A 16,466-nucleotide genomic window follows, 5' to 3' on the forward strand; every position below is an offset into this window, starting at 1 on the left:
AATGTTCATATAATTAAGCGTATTCTCTAAATAGAAACGTTATCATTATTATGAAGAAGAATACACCGCTTATATTAATGGTGATAAAATATATCTTTATCCAGTGAGTTAAACTGTAGGGTAGGCTTTGAATAAAACTATAAGATTCTTGGTACATATATTTGCTATCCTTTTCATTGATTCTCATTCTTTTCCCAGTGAGGAGCATATAGAAAAACATCGCAACTTGGTACTGACCATGAACACCTAAGAAACGACCCAGTTTTACTCCTGCTGATAAATAAAGTCCTTTTTCTACATATGATTCAATAATTTCATCCATTTTACTCTGATTTATTTTGTAAATAGTTATTGATATAATTAGAAAAAAGAAGAAAAAAATAACAGAAATAATGGTTATTAAATCTAATATACTCATAGCAAATTCTCTATAAATACATCCGCGAAGAATCCCATAGTTTTCTCTAATCCATAACTAGCCATAGACCCGCCAGCTAAACCGCCACCAGCTATGCAAAGTCCGGCAACTAAACCACCTGACACAGCTCCAAGAGCAACACATGCTGTACCTGCTGCTAGACCGCCATAATATCCTCCGACCATCCCGCCTCCCGTTCTCCCAGCAAATTTACTATATTCTTTGATAGCTACTTTCTCACATTTCCCTGTTTGCCCATAATTACAGGCATCAATAACTTGCCCGGTGGTATCAGTAAAATCTAAGCCGATTGCAACTCGGCCGCCATATTTCATCCATTTAATCATTTTTTCACTTTGCATAATTGTTTGACTATATCCCTTTATTGCGCCAATCCCGACTTTATCCCATTGATGAGCAATGGCTTTAGTTGATAACTTTAGCGCATGCTTTAGATTAGGATGTTGGTCGATTTTCAAAGAGAGTCGGCCAACTTTATTCAATAATTTCTTTAGGTTACCCATAATCAGTTGTCTTTCTACATAAAACTCGGGACTGACATATTTTCGGTTTAGCCCATTTAGCCGATATTCTTTTTGATAAAGCTTCTGTAATTTTGACAGATTTTTTTTAATTTGGGAGAAATAAGAGTTACCCAGAGATGAAGAGGTACCAACCAAAGTTCCTCCCTGATCCAGCACATAGTGAAACAGACCAAAATGACGATGCAAAAATGCCGCGTATTCATTGGGTAAACTTGAAATGGATCGGTTTACTTCATACTGAGATTGCTTTAATAGCTGTATTATGTGTGGCGGATTATAGGAATCTGGATCTGCAACCAGCAGGATTTGTCCCGGTTGCAGGAATCGGTAATTTGCATTTAATGCCATAAAATACCGGGCCGCTTCGCTATTTGAATGGCTGAATAACAGACTTGCTTGAAAACTCAATCCTCCAGGTTGCTGTACGACACAGAAACCGGGTTGAATGTTTCTTTTCATAATACTCTATTTGTTCCTGTGGTAGTTTTTAACATGTTGACCCAATGTTAGATAACATAACTTAATCAGATAATCGGATTATCTTCAACATATAGCAAACGGGTTTCTAATCTCTACGGAGTGAGAATTTATAGGGGGTTAAGTGATGTATAAATTCAATCTGGTTTTGTCTGTTGATATTGATTAATTTACGTTTTTTTCTTTGATAAAGGATAGTAATAGTGATCAAAATTTTTTATTATCCTTGGCCTGACTACGAGCCTGAAATATTTACATTTATATAAGATACTTAACGATTCATTACAATTCTCTTATTGAAATCGAAGAAAAATAACTCAAAATGGGGAATTGAACATAAGGTAAATTAATTAAGGTATAGTATGGCAAATATGATTTATGTGACGATAAAAGGTGAATCTCAGGGACTTATTTCTCAGGGATGTTCAACTTTAGATTCTATTGGTAACCGGTATCAGAATGGACATGAAAATCAAATTATGGTGTTGCAATTCAATCATGGTCTGACAGTTGCTCAGAATGTTAATTATCAGCCGGTAAACTTCATTAAATTATTAGATAAACTATCTCCATTGCTAATGATAGCGGCTGCTAACAAGTGAAAAACTGGAACTGATATTCAATGTTTATTGAAACTCTTAAATAGGATTAGCACGATTAATAATATTTTTGAATTAAGATTATTATTGTTGATACGAGAGAAAATGCTACACCTATATAAGTGATAATGATACATGTTTTCATCCAATACGTTAAACTGGAGGGTAGATTTTGAATAAAGTTATAAGATTCTTGGTGCATATATTTACTATCAGGCTGATTTATCTTCATTTTTTTTCCAGTTAACAGCCTGTAGAAGAACAAAACGACGTGAATCTGATCATGCATCCTTCCGAAGCGTTGTATCATTATGCCTGTTGGTAAATAAAGTCCTTCTTCTATATATAATTCAATAATTTTATCCATCTTTTTTTGATTTATTTTGTAAATGGCTATTGATATAATCAAAAGTAAAAGAGATAAGAAAAAACATATTGTCATTATTAAATCCAATATTCTCATAGTTAATTTCCTATAAATAAATCTACAGTAAATTCCGCAGCTTTCTCAAATCCATAGTTACCTATAGCCTTCCTAGCTACGTGTTCTTCTGAAAAATTCCTAATTAAAAAACGGCAAGATATATTTATCATATGTAAGAAATACTATCCCAATAGCGAAAGATAATAAACTGATTAAGAGGTAATAACAATAAGAGTAATTGTCCTGTGCATATTAATCTCCGGGAAAATATTTAATAGAAGATTTACCCATTGCATTCTCCATTTTATTCCTAATATGATCTCCAGGTTTTAGTGCATATTTTAGTTGAAAACATGAGAGTATTTATGACATAAAGTCGTTACTGTTGATATAAAGAGGAATATAAAACTTATATTAATGGTGATGAAATATGTTTTTATCCAATGAGTTAAACTGGAAGGTAAATTTTGAATGAAATCATAAGATTCTTGATACATGTATTTACTGTCAGGTCTATTTGTCCTTATTCTTTTTCCCGTTAATAACCTATAAAAAAATACGGCAGCATAAAATTGACCATGAATACCCATTAAATGACCCATGTATGCTCCTGTTGACAAACAAAACCCTTTTTACATATATAATTCAATGATCTTGTCCATCTTTCTTTGGTTTATTTTATAAATGGCTATTGATACAACTAAGAGAATAATAAATAAAATATAAAAAATAAGCATGATGGCAATAGTTGATCTGTTCATGTTAATTTCCTATTGGTATTTTAATTAATAGGGTATGTTTTATGTATTCGTTAAATACTTGTATAACAAGATAAGTATACTGCTTAAGGTGAATGAAAATATGGAAATAGAAAATAAATAATAATATATAATTATTATTGAAGCAAGTTTTTTAGGTATACTGTTTGCAAACTCATATGCTTCTTCCGGTATGGAATTACCTATATAAGCACGAGATATTATAGTCTTTTTTTTGGTTATTATTTGGTAAAAGAAACAGGACAAATAATAACTACCATAAAAACCAGAAAACGATATTACATATATAATTTGTGGTATAAAAAATCCTTTTTGTGTATATTTTTCTCTGATTTCTGCGAAGAATGCTTTCTTTATCCCATAAAAAAAGAATAAAAATAGTAGCAAAAACAGACTAACTAAAAATAAAGAAATCATGAGAAAGTTAATTGTATTAATTAGGATACTCATGTTATTCACTTACTATTTTATCGATTAAAAACTCTCCTGCGGTGCTTCCAGCAACTCCACCTACTACACTACCGACAGCTACGCATATCCATCCAACGGCGCCTCCGGCAGGAGCTGATGCTATACCCAATGCTAGACAAATTTCACCTGCTGCTGTTCCAGCACCTATTCCCCCTATAATTCCTCCTCCAGTTCTACCAGCAAATTTACTATATTCCTTGATAGCTACTTTTTCACATTTTCCTGTTTTCCCATAATTACAGGCATCAATAACCTGCCCGGTGGTATCAACAAAATCAAGACCAATGGCAACTCGGCCGCCATATTTCATCCATTTAATCATTTTTTCACTTTGCATAATTGTTTGACTATATCCCTTTATTGCGCCAACTCCGACTTTATCCCATTGATGAGCAATGGCTTTAGTTGATAACTTTAGCGCATGCTTTAGATTAGGATGTTGGTCGATTTTCAAAGAGAGTCGGCCAATTTTATTCAATAATCCCTTTAGGTTACCCATAATCAATTGTCTTTCTACATAAAACTCGGGACTGACATATTTTCGGTTTAGCCCATTTAGCCGATATTCTTTTTGATAAAGTTCCTGTAATTTTTTCAAATTTTTTTTAATTTGGGAGAAATAAGTATTACCCAGAGATGAAGCGGTACCAACCAAAGTTCCTCCCTGATCCAGCACATAGTGAAACAGACCAAAATGACGATGCAAAAATGCCGCGTATTCATTGGGTAAACTTGAAATGGATCGGTTTACTTCATACTGAGATTGTTTTAATAGCTGTATTATGTGTGGCGGATTATAGGAATCTGGATCTGCAACCAACAGGATTTGTCCCGGTTTCAGGGACCGGTAATTTGCATTTAATGCCATAAAATACCGGGCCGCTTCGCTATTTGAATGGCTGAATAACAGACTTGCTTGAAAACTCAATCCTCCAGGTTGCTGTACGACACAGAAACCGGGTTGAATGTTTCTTTTCATAATACTCTATTTGTTCCTGTGGTAGCTTTTAACATGTTGGCCTGACGTTAGATAACATAACTTAATCAGATAATCGGATTATCTTCAACATATAGCAAACGAGTTTCTAATCTCTACGGAGTAAGAATTTATAGGGGGTTAAGTGATGTATAAATTCAATCTGGTTTTGTCTGTTCATATTGATTAATTTACGTTTTTTTCTTTACTAAAGGATAGAAATGGTGATCAAAATTTTTTATTATCTTTGGCCTGACTACGAGCCTTCAATATTTACATTTATATAAGATACTTAACGATTCATTACAATTCTCTTATTGAAATCGAAGAAAAATAACTCAAAATGGGGAATTGAACATAAGGTAAATTAATTAAGGTAAGTTAATTAAGGTGTAATATGGCAAATATGATTTATGTGACGATAAAAGGTGAATCTCAGGGGCTTATTTCTCAAGGGTGTTCAACTTTAGATTCTATTGGTAACCGGTATCAGAATGGATTTGAAAATAAAATTATGGTGTTGCAATTCAATCATGGTTTGACTGTCGCTCAGCATGTCAATTATCAGCCGGTAAACTTTATTAAGTTATTAGATAAATCTTCCCCATTGCTAATGATAGCGGCTGCTAACCGTGAAAAACTGGAATTGACATTTGATATTTATCGGACCTCTTCAATAGGTTCACAAGAACTTTTTTATTCCATCTTGCTCACTGGAGCAAGAATTTGTGATTTAAATGTTAATTATCCGCATGTTATTAATGATAATAATGGTCAGCCGGAGGAGGTTGTTTCAGTACAGTATGCTAATATTACTTGTCGGCATCATATGGCGGGAACATCAGGATATCTTATTTGGGATGAGATGGTTTATTGATAAATACAGTTTATACCCGTCATCTTTCAAGTTGCCTCTTTGTTGGCTGCACTCGTTCACCCCGGTCACATAGTTATCTATGCTCCCGGGGATTCACTCCCTTGCCGTCGCGATGCATCTTGAAATCCATAGGGTATATACGCTTATATTTCGGTTAGAATATAAGTGTGTTTTTCAAATTTAAGTGCATTACCATTGGTATGAAAAAGAATGTCCCACTTGTATTAATGGTAATGAAATATGTTTTTATTCAATGAATTAAATTAAAAGATAAACCTTGAATAAAACTGTAAGGTTATTGGTGTATGTATTTATTATCAGGTTCATTTATTCTCATTTTTTCCTATTAATAGCATGTATATAATCTAATTATTTTATTGATATTATGCTGGTTTATCTTGTAAATATCTACTGATATAATGAAAAGATCAATAAAAGAAACATAATATACTCTATTTACTTCCGTAGTCGTGTTCAGCATGTTGACTCAACGTTAGGCAACATAACATCCTGATAGTTTTGTGCTCTGGATGGCTTAATCAAATGATAGGATTATTTTTAGCTTATAAGTATACTGGTTGCTAATTTTACAATGCATATTTACTTGAATAATCTTAAAGGTTATTGTGCGAATGATTCTGATCTGAATCTCAAAGTTGGAACCTATGATTAGCACTTTTTCATATTTCTTGTAGAATATCTGCAACGATTTTCCTGCCGGCGGAGTACTTCTGTAGGCCGGTTGTAAATAAGGCTCAAATTGGATTTAAGGAACGAAATATATCAATTTTGTTACGTTACACTTTAAAGCGTTTATGATAGATTCAATCCGTTTTTGTCTATTAACGTTGGTCGATTTATTTTTTCTACTATAGAGAGTAAGGATATGAATGGATTTGTATATTTAGCAATGGCAATTGTTGCTGAGGTTATCGCAACGGCTTCATTAAAAGCCTCTGATGGGTTTAGTAAGCTATTCCCTTCTATATTGGTCATTGTTGGATACGGCATCGCTTTTTGGGGGTTATCTCAGGTGGTCAAAGTGGTGCCATTAGGGATTGCTTACGCCATATGGTCTGGCTTGGGTATTGTGTTGGTTTCTGTTGCCGCGATATTTTTATATCAGCAGAAGCTGGATTGGGCGGCTATTTTAGGTATGGCTCTTATTGTTGCCGGTGTAATGGTAATAAACCTGCTTTCTAATAGCAGCGCACATTAATTAACAATTAACGGCGCTTCTGTTTTCCCTGAATCGTTTTCTGGAGAAGAGATATGTTAAGCGTTAGTCATAATAAAGGATTCCAGACAGTCTTATTAGGAGTACTTTTTAGTATTGCTGTATTAGCAGGCTGTAGTAGCCAGGCAGGGAAAACATCTACTCAATATCAAGGGATACAATATTCTCAACCGGAAGTTGCTCTTAGGGATAATGCCAGAGCAATCTGTTCTTATGCAGGTGGTATGCCTGCATTAGCAATACAATTAAATGGCGCGCAAATACCTGTTTGCCAGTTGGCAAATGGTAAGCGTTGTGATGAAAGAGCGTTATTACAAGGTTCCTGTGCATCGATTTGAGGCAGAAATTAAGTAACTAATATGAGCAGGAACATGCCGTTCGGATATCCGGTTATAGGCAGCCTTAGGCATGATTCTGCGAGTATATTTGATTCATCAGACAATCATTTTTAGCTGTCTGGGTGGGTAATTATTTACGGATAAAAAATTGGCTGATTAATACTAATACAGCAGCAATTAGGTAAGCGGCAAAAATACCGACTAACCATTGCGGCATCTCTAATGTCAGGAATTGCCACTGTCTTACTGAACAATCGCCTGTAGCTTCAAATACAGAGGGAAGCCATTGATTTAACGCCAACCATGAAGGGAAGTTTACGAAGAAATCACAGGTATTAAATGGAGAAGGGTGCAACTGCATCATAGTATGTTCCCATGCCAGTTGCAGGCCACTCCAGGCGCTGTAGATCCACAAAATAATCGCCAGCCAGCGTAACGGCGTTTTTGGCGCGATCATACCCAATATTCCGGCGCTCAATACACCAAACAGAGCAACCCGTTCATAAATACACATCACGCAGGGTTGTAATTTCATCACATGTTGAAAGTATAATGCCGAGCCTTCCAGTATTAGGGCGGTCAAGGTCATTAACAGCCATGCGTTTCGTCCTTGAGAACAGTGGTTTAAAAATCGCATCATTTCCGTTTTTCCATACAGATTAAGATAAATAATTGAACGCCTATTTTGCCGATTTACAGGTAACAAAAAAAGCCAATTAAGATAAATCTGGCTTTTTCGGGAAAAAATAAAACCGTATTGTGCGTAGTCAATGCGCAATACGGTATTGATTTTGCTATGGGATAAATTATTACCGATTATGGCAAAGCAATTAAGCCCCAATGAACCATCATTTCAGTGACCGGAATTAGCAGAAATTCTACACACAGCAAACCGACCAGAGTCATGACAATGGTGTAAGGTAATGCCATCATCACCATGCGACCATAAGATAAACGAATTAATGGCGATAATGCCGAAGTCAACAGGAACAGAAATGCTGCTTGTCCATTAGGTGTTGCAACGGAAGGCAGATTAGTGCCGGTATTAATTGCAACAGCCAGATATTCAAATTGTTTATGTGAAATTAGGCCCTCTTGCAGAGCTGTTCTCGCTTCATTGATATAAACCGTGCCAACAAATACGTTATCCGAGACTGATGAAAGCAGGCCATTAAATAGATAGAACAGGGAAAGTTGAGAAGTTTCAGAAACTTGTAAAACGAATTGAATAAATGGCGTAAACAATTGCTGGTCAACGATGACTGCAACGATAGAAAAGAATACCGTCAGTAATGCCGTGAATGGCAGTGCCTCTTCAAATGCTTTACCCAATGCATGTTCTTCGGTAATACCACAGAACGATGTGGTTAGAATAATGACTGAAAGGCCGATCAAACCAACTTCTGCCAGATGGAACGCCAGTGCGACAATTAACCATATGCCAATCATCGCTTGAGCAATAAGCTGCGCTTTTTCTTTACGAGTGCGTTTTGCGCTGGTTTTTTTATCATAATCTTCTAATACCTGTCGGACGCGTTCCGGCAATTCTGCACCGTAACCGAACAGCTTAAAGTGTTCGACTAGAAAACAAACTAGCAGCCCGCAAATAAAGACAGGCAAGGTAACCGGAGCCATGCGAATAAAGAAGGTGACAAAATCCCAATTAACGTTTTTGGCGATGATCAGATTTTGTGGTTCTCCTACCATCGTCATTACACCGCCGAGGGCAGTACCTAAACCTGCATGCATCATCAGACTACGCAAAAAAGCACGAAATTGTTCAAGCGTTTGTTTCTTTTTCTCTGCCTCAATGTGATTGTCATGCTCAGAGTTAAGTTGATCATGCTGATTAGTAATAAAGTTGTTGTAGATAGAATAGAAGCCAAGGGAAACACTAATAACCACCGCGATAACGGTCAGAGCATCAAGAAATGCCGACAGAAATGCGCTAGCCAAACAGAATGCTAAGGCAAGCATACGTTTAGATTTTATGGAGAGCAGGAGTTTAGTGAAAGCAAATAATAGTAATTGCTTCATAAAGTAAATTCCTGCAACCATAAATATCAGCAACAGTACAACTTCCAAGTTATTAGCAATTTCATGACCAACTTGTTGAGGCGAGGTCATGCCGATAATAACCGCTTCAATTGCCAACAGGCCGCCTGGTTGTAACGGGTAACATTTAAGCGCCATTGCTAAAGTAAAAATGAATTCGATAACTAGCAGCCAGCCTGCGACAAATGGGTTAATGAAGAAGAATATCAGTGGGTTGGCGATGAGAAAAATGATGATAGCTAGTTTATACCAATCTGGCGAGTTGCCGAGAAAGTTTTTTACCGCTGTTTTTAGGATACTGGTTTCCATTGCAATTAAAGTTCCTCTAAAATTCGTAAGATTGTGTTCTTTAAACAATAGTACGCTTTAATACAGAATATTTTAAGGGAAATGAGGTGTAATTAAGCATGAGTACGCTTTTTTTCATGACCGCCTTTACGGTTTCTAGACTACATAGCTATATTGAAGTTGCGTATTCTGATATAATTTCATCTATTATTAGTTGAAAAAATCACGTTGGAATAACAAAAATATGGTCATTAAGGCTCAAAGTCCCGCAGGTTTTGCGGAAGAGTATATTATTGAGAGTATATGGAACGGCCGTTTTCCTCCTGGCTCAATTCTTCCGGCAGAACGTGAATTATCTGAGTTAATTGGTGTGACAAGAACCACCCTGCGTGAAGTATTGCAGCGTTTGGCACGCGATGGATGGTTAACTATTCAGCATGGCAAACCAACAAAAGTGAATAACTTTTGGGAAACATCGGGTCTTAATATTTTAGAGACACTGGCCCGTCTTGATCACGATCGCGTTCCTGAGTTGATTGATAACCTACTGGCGGTGAGAACGAATATCGCGGCGATATTTATTCGCACCGCTTTTAGGCATAATCCGGGTAAATCATTGGAAGTATTGGCAGAAAAAGAGCAGGTGGAAGATAATTCAGAGTCATTTAGCGCGTTAGATTATGATATTTTCCGTGGTTTGGCTTTTGCTTCAGGTAATCCAATTTATGGCCTTATTATCAATGGGTTGAAAGGGCTATATACCCGTATAGGGCGTTATTACTTCTCTAATCCTGAGGCGCGTAAATTGGCGCTGAATTTTTATCAGCAACTGGTGATATTATGCCATGATAAATCCTACGATAATGTCATGGAATGTGTACGTAACTATGGTAAAGAGAGCGGTGTCATTTGGCACAGTATGCAAAGTACAATGCCAAGTGATTTATCTGAATTGCCGCTGATGTCTCGTTAGTATTTTTACTTAATTTCAGGCCTTATCCGATCTATTAATTTCAAATCAGAATTATTTTGAATCGGCCCGGTACAGAACGCTCTGTACCGGGAATTTTGTTTTTTTCTCACTTAATTTCAAGCCAATCGTTAATGTCTCTATTTCAGAATATTATTCTGAATCTTTGGATTTTATTTGAATTTTTATTTCGATTAATTGATGGTTATTGGTATCTTGTGGTTGTTTAATTGATTCGCTTTTTTCGTCGAAAAAATCAGAATAATGACTTGATATGAAATAATTAGTATGCGATTTTTATCGTAATTATTTCCTTAATTTTATGATTTTAATATTAATTTTTATAATTTGGCTATGTATAAATCACAAATAAATCTGTTGCATAAATGTAATGTAATTGTGACCTAAATCATAAATGTAGATTATTGACGTGACCGATGATTGTTCTATATTGGTTTTTTATAAACAGCATATTATGCTTGCCTAAAATCTTAAATCGTCCGAGGGCTATGATGAAAATCCTTGTTTTAGGTAGTGGTGTTATTGGTGTAACCAGTGCCTGGTATTTGGTACAGCAAGGTCATGAAGTCACTGTCATTGATCGCCAGGGAAGCGCTGCTGAGGAAACCAGTGCGGCTAATGCCGGGCAGATCTCGCCGGGATACGCGACTCCGTGGGGAGCGCCGGGTATTCCATTGAAAGCCATTAAATGGATGTTTCAACGCCATGCTCCATTGGCCATTCGTCCTGATGGATCGTTATTTCAGTTACGTTGGATGTGGCAGATGTTGCGTAACTGCGATGCCAGTCACTATGCGATAAACAAGAGCCGGATGGTACGATTGGCAGAGTACAGTCGTGACTGTATCAAGCAGTTGAGGGAAGATACCGGTATTCAATATGAAGGGCGTCAGGGGGGCACGCTTCAGTTATTCCGTACTAATAAGCAGTTTGATAATGCCGTGAATGATATAGCCGTTCTTGAACAGGAAGGGGTTCCTTACAATTTATTAACGGCGGATAAACTGGCGACAGTAGAGCCGGCATTAGCGCATGTCGCTCACAAATTGACGGGAGGCTTGCAATTACCGAACGACGAAACGGGCGATTGTCAGCTTTTCACCAAAGAATTGGCAAAAATGGCGGAAGCGGCGGGCGTAACGTTTCTGTTTAATAAACAGGTCAAACAGTTATTGGTGGAAGGGCATCGAATTACCGGCGTTCAGTGCGAAGATGGCGTTATGACAGCAGACAACTATGTTGTTGCTATGGGCGCCTATTCAACAGGATTGCTAAAGGGGCTGGTCAAAATTCCAGTATATCCATTGAAAGGTTATTCATTAACTATGCCTATTGCCGATGCGGAACGGGCTCCGGTATCTACTGCATTGGATGAAACATATAAAATCGCGATTACCCGGTTTGATAACCGTATTCGTGTGGGGGGAATGGCAGAAGTTGTAGGCTTCAATTTGGATCTGCTTAAAGCACGCTATGAAACATTGAAAATGGTGGCGCAAGACCTTTATCCAGGCGGCGGCGATATCACTCAGACTCGTTTTTGGACGGGATTACGGCCAATGACGCCGGATGGTACCCCGATTGTTGGTCCGACTGAATATCACAATCTCTACCTAAATACCGGGCATGGTACATTGGGATGGACAATGGCATGTGGTTCCAGTCAGTTGCTGGCTGATATTATTTCGGGTAAAAAGCCCGCCATTGCGTCTGATGATTTGTCTGTATTTCGTTATATTAATGGTTTTAATGCAAAATTGGCGCCATTTAGCCATCAATTACACACTGAACTGAGAGGCTAATAGAATATGCTACGTCCAATTTCGGCAACGATCCATCTGGATGCATTGGAAAATAATCTGGCGATTATTCGTAATAAGGTCGGTAATAGTAAGATCTGGGCGGTTGTTAAAGCCAATGCTTATGGGCATGGTCTGAGTTGCGTATGGCAGTATCTCAATCAGGCTGATGGATTTGCTTTACTTGATTTTAATGAGGCGATTTTATTACGGGAGCTGGGGTGGCAAGGGCCAATTTTGCTATTGGAAGGATTTTTTAAACCCGAAGATTTGTCGATAATTGATGAATATCGGTTAATAACCGTAGTGCATAGTCATTGGCAACTGAAAGCAATAGAGATGGCCAATTTGAGTAAGCCGATCGATATTTATCTGAAACTCAATAGCGGTATGAATCGATTGGGATTTCCTGCGGATCAATATAGAACGGTTTTATCATCGGCAAAGCGTATCCGGCAAATTGGGCAAATAACATTAATGTCACATTTTGCGAATGCGGATAATAAGGAGATTGGCGTTACTGAACAACTTAACGTTATTAATTCGGTCAGTCAGGGATTGGATATTTCTCAATCTCTGGCTAATTCAGCCGCTTCTTTGTGGTATCCACAAACTCATAAAGATTGGGTACGTCCCGGTATTGTGCTATATGGCGCCTCACCGAGTGGAAAGTGGCAAGATATTGCCGATATTGGATTGAAAGCAGTGATGAGCTTGCAAAGTGAAATTATTGCTATTCAGAATCTCAAAGCAGGAGACAAAATCGGTTATGGCAGTCAATATACCGCGCCGGGTCCTATGCGAGTCGGTACAGTTGCCTGTGGCTATGCTGATGGTTATCCCCGTCGTGCAATGACGGGAACGCCGATTATTGTCGATGGCGTTAGGACTCAAGTATTAGGTACAGTATCAATGGATATGTTGTCGGTGGATTTAACGCCTTGTCCGCAGGCCCAAATTGGCAGTCCTGTTGAATTGTGGGGGCAAAACTTGCCGGTGGATGATGTGGCCGGGATTCCGGGAACGATTGGCTATGAATTATTATGTGCATTGGCAGATCGGGTTCCGGTATCTCTATGTCGTTAAATATCAGAATGCCGTTAAATACCAGACAGCGTGTCAAATAGTAGTTAGCATCTGGTATTATTGCAGGAAATAAGTTACTGCTTTCGCTAAATTAATATATTTTTGTTTTGTGTGAACTGTCTATTTTCGTCAGAAAAATTGGGGGGGCATTAAACATATTGTGCTCTTTAAGAAAAATAGGACATTATTACTTGGAAATGAAGGAACTGATCTTTTACACTTGATAATAGCTAATCGCATAATTGTTTTAAAGGAAATAGTTAATCATGATCAACAAAGCTAAAATTTTAGCCGCAGTCGTCGCTTTTGGTCTTTCTTCATCTTTAGCTTATGCGGGGCAGTGGTCAATTGGGGCCTCTGTTTTGGCTGAGGCATCACCTTATAAAGGGGTAAAGAATAAAGATAAAGTGTTGTTTGTTCCAATGGTTAATTATGAAAGTGACAATTTCTATTTTCATACTTTAGCCGCCGGGTACTATTTGTGGAATCAACCAAAAGATCAACTATCTTTAGATGTCTATTATTATCCTCAAAGCTTCCGCCCAAAAGATAATGAAGATAAGCAGATGAAAAGGCTGGATCGCCGCCATGATACTATGATGGGCGGTTTTAGCTATCGTCATATTGAAGATTGGGGAACGCTGCGTAGCTCTTTTGCTGCGGATACGTTGAGTAAAAGTAAAGGCATAACGATTGATCTGGCTTATTTGTATGAATTTAAAAGTGATGATTGGTCATTACAACCAGGATTAGGTGTGGTTTGGAATAGTAAAAAACAAAATCGTTATGAATATGGCATCGAAGGTAATGAATCGCGCCGTAGCGGACTAGAAAAATATACCCCAGATGATAGCTGGATTCCCTATGTAGAATTATCTGCCAATTATAAATTTAACCAGGAGTGGTCTGCATTTATGATGGGGCGTGTTGAGCGTTTACCGAGTGAAATTAAAGATAGTCCGATGGTTAATAAGTCATATTCAAGTATTGTCTGGACAGGTATTAAATATAGTTTTTAATTTCTCGTAGAAATAATATTGGATAGAGACTGAATTCACTAGGTAGTATTCAGTCTTTTTGATGTGAATGAGAGAGATATTTACTGATAGTCTTTCCGGCAACGGATTAAAACTGAAAGGCGGGCTGGGCTATCATCTTTAGAGATTAATGGTTTATGGATACGAGCTGTTTCCAGACAAACCATATTTTTATAACCTTCATTACACATATCTTTCATGCTGTTCGATAGTTTGGCGCCTGGATTCCAGCATACAACATCACTGTGATGATAATGGTGAATTTCAATTGTTCGTTTCAGCAATTTATCCCTTATCAGATTAAAATCTTCTGGCTCGGTATAAATATGATCGGTACGACCATTGAAGATAAAATCTTCTGTTGTGGTGTATTGCGCTTTATTAGCAACTGTATCAATAAAATGTTTACCTAAACCACTGACTGAAATTTGATTAATATCGCCTATATTCAAATAAGTGTGTAGGGCACAAGTGGCTTGATAATCACCATAGGTTTCCAGCTCCACTTCACAGGTTTCACACAGTTTGAAACGGGCAATCAAAGTAAAATCATAAGGCCACAATTTATGGGTATATTCATTGTCTCTCAGCGTGAAAGTTAATATGACGCCATTTTCATGTTCATTATGTGCGCTAAATTCCCAGGGAAGAATTCTGGCAAAGCCGTGACTTGGTGTTTTTGAGGAACCAAACCAAGGCCAACAAATAGGAATACCGCCGCGGATAGTCGTGCCTGCTGCAAATGCGGCTTTCCTGCTTAACCACAAGCCCGGTTCCTCGCCACTGGGCTGCCAGGCGATGAGATGTGCCCCTTGCAGACTGATTGCGCCCCGAACTTTAGGATGAGAGACGACTATTAGTGGGAAGCCATCTATATTTCGTTGACTAATAGCCGGAGAAATTTGTTCTGTGATTGGTAATGAAAAAATTCTATCGTTCATCCGTATAACCTTTGAACCAAAGCTGTGAGATGGCATGGCCCCAAGAATAACGCATGTTGTGCACAGATTGAAACAAAAGCGCTGCCGGGGAAGGGCAGCGCTTTTCAGGCAAGGTAGTTGCTCAGTTATTTGGCGATATGAGCAATCAGGTCCAGAACTTTGTTAGAGTAACCGGTTTCGTTGTCATACCAGGAAACCAGTTTCACAAAATTGTCGTTCAGAGCGATACCCGCTTTGGCGTCAAATACAGAAGTCAGTTTTTCGCCATTGAAATCGTTAGATACGACATCATCTTCGGTGTAACCCAGAACGCCTTTCAGTTCACCTTCAGCGGCATCTTTGATCGCGTCACAAATTTGTTGATAAGTGGCTGGTTTTTCCAGGCGCACAGTCAGGTCAACAACCGATACGTTAGGAGTAGGAACGCGGAAAGCCATGCCAGTCAGTTTACCGTTCAGTTCAGGGATAACTTTACCAACAGCTTTAGCTGCGCCGGTAGATGATGGGATGATATTTTGAGCAGCGCCACGACCGCCACGCCAATCTTTCGCAGAAGGACCGTCAACGGTTTTCTGAGTTGCCGTTGTTGCGTGAACAGTGGTCATCAGACCTTCAACAATGCCGAATTTATCATTGATAACTTTAGCCAGCGGCGCCAGACAGTTAGTGGTGCAGGAAGCATTAGAAACGATGTCCTGGCCTGCATAAGTTTTGTGGTTAACACCCATAACAAACATAGGCGTGTCATCTTTGGATGGGCCGGTCAGAACCACTTTTTTCGCACCAGCGGCAATGTGTTTACGGGCGGTTTCGTCAGTCAGGAAGATACCTGTTGCTTCTGCAACAACATCAACACCTACTTCGTTCCATTTCAGGTTAGCTGGATCTCTTTCTGCTGTAACGCGGATAACTTTGCCGTTAACAATCAGGTGGCCGTCTTTTACTTCAACAGTGCCGTTGAAGCGACCGTGAGTTGAATCGTATTTCAGCATGTAAGCCATGTATTCGGCATCCAGCAAATCGTTGATTGCAACGATTTCGATGTCTGAACGTTCTTGTGCAGCACGGAAAACAATACGGCCAATACGACCAAAACCGTTGATACCTACTTTGATAGTCATAGTGTTC

14 protein-coding genes and 1 pseudogene are annotated in these 16,466 nt (G+C 38.2%); 8 read left to right on the plus strand and 7 right to left on the minus strand.

What is annotated here, in order from left to right; all coding sequences use genetic code 11:
* Window positions 1-13: 13 nt before the first annotated feature.
* A complete protein-coding gene (locus TI10_RS01210; RefSeq protein ID WP_049581348.1) occupies window positions 14-418 on the minus strand; it encodes a hypothetical protein in 405 nt (134 codons plus the stop codon).
* Complete coding sequence (locus TI10_RS01215) at window positions 415-1,422, minus strand: hypothetical protein (protein ID WP_049581349.1); 1,008 nt, start codon at window positions 1,420-1,422, stop codon at window positions 415-417. Before TI10_RS01215 ends, TI10_RS01210 begins: the two co-directional genes overlap by 4 nt.
* Before the next feature lie 380 nt (window positions 1,423-1,802).
* Between TI10_RS01215 and tssD the strand changes: the two are divergent.
* Window positions 1,803-2,027: pseudogene (gene tssD / locus TI10_RS01220) on the plus strand (type VI secretion system tube protein TssD); the annotation flags it as partial.
* 1,666 nt (window positions 2,028-3,693) lie between these two features.
* Here the strand turns inward: tssD and TI10_RS01235 are convergent.
* Window positions 3,694-4,581 (minus strand): hypothetical protein, encoded by an 888-nt coding sequence (locus tag TI10_RS01235; RefSeq protein WP_155416449.1) that lies wholly within the window; start codon window positions 4,579-4,581, stop codon window positions 3,694-3,696.
* A 505-nt stretch (window positions 4,582-5,086) separates the two neighbouring features.
* Between TI10_RS01235 and TI10_RS01240 the strand changes: the two genes are divergently transcribed.
* The 3 genes from TI10_RS01240 to TI10_RS01250 all read left to right on the plus strand — a co-directional run bounded on the left by TI10_RS01240 (window position 5,087) and on the right by TI10_RS01250 (window position 7,141).
* A complete protein-coding gene (locus TI10_RS01240; RefSeq protein WP_049581353.1) occupies window positions 5,087-5,566 on the plus strand; it encodes an Hcp family type VI secretion system effector in 480 nt (159 codons plus the stop codon).
* 886 nt (window positions 5,567-6,452) lie between these two features.
* Window positions 6,453-6,785, plus strand: a complete 333-nt coding sequence (locus tag TI10_RS01245; RefSeq protein ID WP_049581354.1) for a DMT family transporter — start codon at window positions 6,453-6,455, stop codon at window positions 6,783-6,785.
* A 53-nt stretch (window positions 6,786-6,838) separates the two neighbouring features.
* The gene (locus TI10_RS01250; protein WP_049581355.1) at window positions 6,839-7,141 is read left to right on the plus strand and encodes a putative hemolysin; all 303 of its coding nucleotides are present in this window, start codon (window positions 6,839-6,841) and stop codon (window positions 7,139-7,141) included.
* Window positions 7,142-7,271: 130 nt separating this feature from the next.
* Here the strand turns inward: TI10_RS01250 and dsbB are convergent, their stop codons facing one another.
* Both dsbB and nhaB read right to left on the minus strand, forming a co-directional pair.
* Window positions 7,272-7,781, minus strand: coding sequence for a disulfide bond formation protein DsbB (gene dsbB / locus TI10_RS01255; protein WP_049582129.1), 510 nt, complete (start codon window positions 7,779-7,781; stop codon window positions 7,272-7,274).
* Window positions 7,782-7,957: 176 nt separating this feature from the next.
* Window positions 7,958-9,505 carry a sodium/proton antiporter NhaB gene (gene nhaB / locus TI10_RS01260; protein WP_049581356.1) on the minus strand — a complete coding sequence of 516 codons (1,548 nt, stop codon included), beginning with the start codon at window positions 9,503-9,505 and terminating at the stop codon, window positions 7,958-7,960.
* Between the two features lie 223 nt (window positions 9,506-9,728).
* Here nhaB and fadR point away from each other — a divergent pair, with 223 nt between their 5' ends.
* The 4 genes from fadR to TI10_RS01280 all read left to right on the plus strand — a co-directional run bounded on the left by fadR (window position 9,729) and on the right by TI10_RS01280 (window position 14,379).
* Complete coding sequence (fadR, locus tag TI10_RS01265) at window positions 9,729-10,457, plus strand: fatty acid metabolism transcriptional regulator FadR (RefSeq protein ID WP_049581357.1); 729 nt, start codon at window positions 9,729-9,731, stop codon at window positions 10,455-10,457.
* Between the two features lie 509 nt (window positions 10,458-10,966).
* Window positions 10,967-12,277, plus strand: a complete 1,311-nt coding sequence (locus TI10_RS01270) for a D-amino acid dehydrogenase (RefSeq protein WP_049581358.1) — start codon at window positions 10,967-10,969, stop codon at window positions 12,275-12,277.
* Window positions 12,278-12,283: 6 nt separating this feature from the next.
* Window positions 12,284-13,360: a catabolic alanine racemase DadX gene (dadX, locus tag TI10_RS01275; protein WP_049581359.1), complete on the plus strand. Its 1,077-nt coding sequence runs from the start codon at window positions 12,284-12,286 to the stop codon at window positions 13,358-13,360.
* A 266-nt stretch (window positions 13,361-13,626) separates the two neighbouring features.
* Window positions 13,627-14,379: a MipA/OmpV family protein gene (locus tag TI10_RS01280; protein ID WP_049581360.1), complete on the plus strand. Its 753-nt coding sequence runs from the start codon at window positions 13,627-13,629 to the stop codon at window positions 14,377-14,379.
* Between the two features lie 80 nt (window positions 14,380-14,459).
* Here the strand turns inward: TI10_RS01280 and TI10_RS01285 are convergent, their stop codons facing one another.
* Both TI10_RS01285 and gapA read right to left on the minus strand, forming a co-directional pair.
* Window positions 14,460-15,338, minus strand: coding sequence for a D-hexose-6-phosphate mutarotase (locus tag TI10_RS01285; RefSeq protein ID WP_049581361.1), 879 nt, complete (start codon window positions 15,336-15,338; stop codon window positions 14,460-14,462).
* A 125-nt stretch (window positions 15,339-15,463) separates the two neighbouring features.
* Complete coding sequence (gene gapA / locus TI10_RS01290; RefSeq protein ID WP_049581362.1) at window positions 15,464-16,459, minus strand: glyceraldehyde-3-phosphate dehydrogenase; 996 nt, start codon at window positions 16,457-16,459, stop codon at window positions 15,464-15,466.
* Window positions 16,460-16,466: the final 7 nt, after the last annotated feature.

Source organism: Photorhabdus luminescens subsp. luminescens (assembly GCF_001083805.1).
In the GTDB taxonomy this organism is placed as follows: Bacteria; Pseudomonadota; Gammaproteobacteria; order Enterobacterales; family Enterobacteriaceae; genus Photorhabdus; species Photorhabdus luminescens.